Source organism: Pedobacter sp. CG_S7, from assembly GCF_040544395.1.
Lineage (GTDB): Bacteria > Bacteroidota > Bacteroidia > Sphingobacteriales > Sphingobacteriaceae > Pedobacter.
The window spans coordinates 1-5,407 of record NZ_JBEONS010000072.1 but is presented as its reverse complement, the minus strand read 5'-3'; the positions used below and the strand labels follow the sequence as shown (position 1 = coordinate 5,407).

Here is a 5,407-nt window from a genome sequence, read left to right as displayed (position 1 = left end):
TTAGAGCTAATCAAAGGGGTGTTGTAGATACTAAATTCTTCCTGTTCAGAATGGAAAAACTTTTTGCCTAATCCCCAATTATTTTATGTGACCCCAGAAACTGGTTAAAAAGTTACAAAAGGAGCTTAAGGATGCACAGATGGAACGCGATATCCTAAAAAAGGCGGTCGGCATCTTTTCCAGGGGAGACGGGAGATATTCGGATTTATGAAAGAGCACCGAAGAATATTTCCAGTTGAAATGATGTGCAGGGTATTTCGGGTAAGCAACAGTGGTTTTTATTACTGGCTAAAGCATCCTCAAGGGAAACGTTTGGCTCTTCAGCATGCTCTTCTGATAGAAATAAATGCGGTTTACCACGAGAAAAAAGGCATTTATGGCAGCCCAAGAATTACCGTGGAACTCAGGAAAAAGGGGATACAAGCCTCCAGACCGAGGGTTGCCAGGTTAATGCGCAAATTTAACATACGAAGCATCGTACCCAAGAGCTGGGTAAGAACAACAGATTCCCAACACAGGCATCCGCTAGCTGAAAATATCCTGGACAGGAATTTTTATGCTGCAGGTATTGGGGAGAAATGGGTTTCGGACTTAACCTATATTCAAACCGCGGAGGGATGGGTGTATCTCACTACCGTGATGGATTTGTGCGACAGAAAAGTGATCGGTTGGTCGCTGAGTGAAGGAATGGATGCTAAAAACACCACCGTAAAGCCATTTCAGATGGCGAAGACCAACAGGCCAGTTGCTGGCAAGCTGATCTTTCACTCGGACCGGGGAGTTCAGTATGCCTGTGCCGAATTCAGGGTTCAATTGAAAGGATTGCCAATTGTGCAGCGTATGAGCCGAAAAGGGAATTGCTGGGATAATGCAGTTGCGGAGAGTTTCTTTAAAACCATGAAAACAGAAATGGTATACCATACAAAATTCAAGACGAGAAAACAGGCTTCTATGGCTATCTTTGAGTATATAGAAATATGGTATAATAGGAAAAGAAGCCACTCAACACTAGGGTTTTTATCACCAGTGGAATTTGAAAATGCATTAATTAACAAGGGAAAAGTAGCATAATAATTATGCTATTAGAATCTAAAGTAATGCCTCTCAAAAAAATAATCTGACAATAAAAAAAACTCTAGTATACTATTGCAATTCCAGTATTAAAAAGTCAACTAGAGCGCGGAGAATGAAGTTAAATATAACCGCTTGTACTGATCTCAGTTCTGGTATAAAACCCAATAAAGACTGGTCTGTAAAGATCCCAATAGCGATTCCAGTATCTGCGCTATCAAAAATTTGGGATATCTGCAGTTTTGTAGTATTCAAACCTTTTTTATCTCCGAAGTTGAATTAGTCACGTTCCGCAGAACATGATTTAAAAGAGCAAACACATAAACAATAATAGTACTACCTGTTTGATTTGGATATTGTTTTGTTTTTTGATAAGAAATGACTTTATTACTTTAATTCGTTTGATTTTTGAGGGGCTGTTGGTTACAAAAATTTAAAACGAGACCTAACCACCGGTCTTCATTACAATCATCCATTTTCTTTTCTTTTTTCTATATTAGGGCCGAATAATTATAATTATTATTAATGTTATTGATTCATGAAGTATACAATTGCACTCCTGTAGTCGGTAAGTTATAATGGTTCTTCGCCAATTTTGATGCATTATCCAGTTAATGAAAGACATACTTTTCTTCTAAGCAACTCAAAGCCACACCTACCATACATCTCACGCTTTTTGTTTTTTAACCTGTTTACGTTTCCTTCTACCAACCCGTTTGTCCAATTATAGATTATGGCATTTTTCACGGCCAGAATGTCCTTTTTTAACCCATTGCAAAAGCGATCCATTCTTTTTCGACCAATGGATTGGACATATTTAATCCAGGTATCCAATTGATCGGGACATCCTCCTTTTAGAATATTTCTAAAATCTGTGTAAACCTTTCGCAAACTGGATAAAAGTGGAATCTCACTTACTATGGTGTCAACGATTTCTTTTTCCTTTGAGCATTCTCCTGTATCTTTTGCGACTCCATATTCTGGATTCATTACAAAAATTGATAGCTTTTTTGGCAAAGGAATAAAATTAGTCCAAGTACCAGCTTTGGTTACCTTTAATGGTTCAGGATATGTCCTATTCCGTTTATATTTATAATCAGGAAAATTCAGGTTAAACCATCTGGTAAAGGACCGTTCACAACATTTTAGCCCTATATTTTTTAGAGACCTAAACATGGCAGTGGGATTGATTTCCAAACTACACATGCGTTCGATTTCTGCTATATATCTATTATAATTTACGCGCGTATCCCTGGCTGCCGACGGTATTCCGTGTGTCAAATATCTTGTTACCGTGCGCCAGTTTGTTTGTGTTTTTCGAGCGATATCAGAAATACTGTGTCCATCTTTTTTCATTTTGGTCACCTGAAAAAGTTTTTCCCTTTTCTCAATCATTTCTGAGGAAAACTCGTGTTCGACATTGCCAGTAAAGTTATTTGAAACATCCAAAATAACTTTACTGGATTTTTTAATGGACTTCTTTGATTCAGCACCTGCATAAATATTTTTGGAAACCTGCTTCAAATGGCTATACTCTTGCTTTATTTCCTCTAGGATAGCATCACCAAGATTTTTTACCAAATGGAATCTATCTGCTATTTGTTTTGCTTCTGGTATCGCTTTTTTGATAGCACTTGAATAAGAGGTCGCTCGGTCTCGAGTTACATATTTTATCTTATTATGACCGGAAAGCCATTCTACAACATCAGCCGAATCCCTGCTGTCCAAAAGATCTATGGGGCGGCCAGTATCCGCATTAACGATGATTGTTCCATAGTTCATTCCTTTTCTCTTAGCCCAATCATCTATACCTGCAGAGCAGATTGTTATGTACTGGCATTGCCATGGACTTGACCAGCCTAAGGCAAGTATTGTTACTGACAGGAATATTCATCAATTTAGAAAAATAGGCGCCTTTATTAGATGATATCTCAATAAGGAACTGCTTTAAATATGATGAAGCCCTGGTGGTGCGTCTGCAATAGGGATCGGTTAAGTCGTTGCACCTTTCTGAAAATATGCGCTTTTCACAATTGGAGTTTTTGCAAGCAAAGCGGCGTATCTTAAGAATTATAAGAACCGCATTTGCAGCCATGGGCAGATCTGCCAAGGTTCTCAAATAGGAAGAGCTTACACTGCGGCTGCTTTTCATACAATTAGGGCACTGAGAGCGTTTCCCTGCTCTTCTTGCAAATAAACGGATTGTTGAATCCCTTATTTCTGACCGGTATATTCTAATTTTCCGGTCAGCATAGAATAAAGCTGCAAGATTTGGATTAAAAGTATTAGATGAATTCACTGTTAAAGTATCTGTTTTTCAATACTTTAAGATACTAAAAAAACATCAGCAAAACAACCTTTATTCGGCTTTATTGTGCTGTAAATCAGATGTTTAATTTGAAATTTTTCATTTTTTAAAAGTGCATCAAAATTGGCGAAGAACCATTATAAGTTACCGACTACATTAGGCTTTTAAGCACGAATAATCAATTTTAGCACCCTTTGAATCCTTGTTATAATCACTATAAAAATCACAAAGCCTCAGTTTACTGATATTGTCTCTAGCGTCGTCGTCTTTCCATTCCGTATTCCATGCAATAGCCTTGACAGGATACTTTTCGAAATCCGGCAAATCGCCTTTCCCAGCCATTTCTTTTACTGTTTTACTAAAAAAAGGTATAACTAATCCCAAATTTTGATCATCATAAATTAATATTTGGGGCAAAATTTTGCATTCATTTAACCCAGTTATTTCGTAATCTTGATCTTTATATACTGCGAATTGACTGGCAACTCTAGCAATAGGAATGCTAAGTCGTTGGCTACCCTTTAGCTTAAGCACTTGGTTTCTATCTATCCAAATTTCTGTTGATCTTGGGGAGCTGTATATAGCTTGGTTTTTGTCGCCTACTCGCTGAAAAGTAGAGATGCTAGTTCCATTACCGTAAAAGAGTTTTTCTAATATTTCATACTGATGCTTATCCATATCCTGCATTTCGTCTACAAACACAAAAGGGAATCTTTTCTGAACGATTTCTATAATGCCTGGAATATGTTTGCAATAAAGCTCTGCTAGTAGATAAGCATCATCAAAACACAGGAAGCCAGACTTCATAATATTTTTTTTAGCATTCGCAAGTTGTGTGTAAGTTGCGGATGCGTTTGCTGATCTCAAAAGAAAATCACCGTTCATTTCTTTTAATAGATTCAAATCTTTATCAAAACGCATTTTAACAAAGACTGATTCAGGATTATGCAACCTATTTAACCAAGATTTTGCAGCCGAATTCGGGAGACTGTTGTAAGTTTTCTTAACTATTTCATCATATATTTCATTATCAATTCTTAACGGCTTTTTTTTGTATTGAATAACATAAAATGGAATTGCTAGAAACTGGTCAACAAAACTTTGAATGGTTCCAATAAAATTTGGATAACTGAATAATTTTGGACAGTATTTTTCAATTTTATGTTTAATCTCGTCTATTGCTGCGTTTGTATGAGATAAAACTAAAATTCCCCCACCCTTTATCAAGGGGAGTTTCCTTTCGATGATTAATAACTTGGCAAGTAAAGCTGTGGTTTTACCACTTCCAGGCACTGCTTGAAGATCGATTGTATTTTGATTCTCAATAAAATTCAGCCTTTCCTGATCAAAAGGCTTCCCGTTCGGCAATAATATTGCTTCTGCATAGGCTATATCTGCCGCTGTAATATCAAAAACCTGCTGCATATCTAATAGCTTTTATTAAGTAGTTAATAGTATCACTTTCATTAATTTGATCGATCGTAATTAAGGGCACTTCAAGTTTAGAATCTTCATCTAAGGCTATATAGCAAGCAAATAAGAAATTTCAGTTTTTTTAAAGCCTTTGTTTATTAACTTAATTGCTAATGCTGATTCAAAATCTGCCCAATCAGTTTTAGTATGAACTTTCTTTGTACAGTTAGAAAAAACAGTATTCAAACTAGAGGATTTGAATAAACAATATTCGAGCGTCCATGATGGAGCTACGAAATGCTTAACGCTTTGATCATCTTTATTAACTATTGTATTTATCTTATCCAGTGTATCTTTGGCAACAGTGGCATCATCGATTTTTGTATATATCGTCTCTTTGTCCGCATTTTTTGAAACTTCAAAAGTCCTTGCATCGGAATCGGTCAAAACCGCAATAGGAAGCTTCATGAATGGTTCGCTATTCCTGAGAAATATTTTTGCATATCGCTGATAAGCTAGGTGTAATCGGTAAATAAAACTGCAGAGAAAATGGCAATTAGTAATACACAATAATTGGCAACAATAGTGCAGGATAATCGGCAACAATGATGCAGA

At 36.5% G+C, this 5,407-nt stretch carries 4 protein-coding genes and 1 pseudogene; 1 reads left to right on the top strand and 4 read right to left on the bottom strand.

Annotated elements, in window-relative coordinates:
* Positions 1-168: 168 nt before the first annotated feature.
* Positions 169-1,071: pseudogene (locus AAKU52_RS16975) on the top strand (IS3 family transposase); the annotation flags it as partial.
* 603 nt (positions 1,072-1,674) lie between these two features.
* On the opposite strand, the gene AAKU52_RS16970 reads toward AAKU52_RS16975, so the two are convergent.
* The 4 genes from AAKU52_RS16970 to AAKU52_RS16955 all read right to left on the bottom strand — a co-directional run.
* Complete coding sequence (locus AAKU52_RS16970; RefSeq protein ID WP_354335746.1) at positions 1,675-2,880, bottom strand: transposase; 1,206 nt, start codon at positions 2,878-2,880, stop codon at positions 1,675-1,677.
* The gene (locus AAKU52_RS16965) at positions 2,873-3,370 is read right to left on the bottom strand and encodes a transposase family protein (protein WP_354335744.1); all 498 of its coding nucleotides are present in this window, start codon (positions 3,368-3,370) and stop codon (positions 2,873-2,875) included. Before AAKU52_RS16965 ends, AAKU52_RS16970 begins: the two co-directional genes overlap by 8 nt.
* Before the next feature lie 165 nt (positions 3,371-3,535).
* Complete coding sequence (locus AAKU52_RS16960) at positions 3,536-4,804, bottom strand: UvrD-helicase domain-containing protein (protein ID WP_354335742.1); 1,269 nt, start codon at positions 4,802-4,804, stop codon at positions 3,536-3,538.
* Positions 4,805-4,900: 96 nt separating this feature from the next.
* On the bottom strand, positions 4,901-5,407 hold a 507-nt coding region (locus tag AAKU52_RS16955; RefSeq protein WP_354335740.1), incomplete at its 5' end, for a hypothetical protein.

Coding starts and splice junctions, on each gene's coding strand:
- AAKU52_RS16960 (WP_354335742.1), bottom strand. CDS start 4,804: ATGCAGCAGGTTTTTGATATTACAGCGGCAGATATAGCCTATGCAGAA.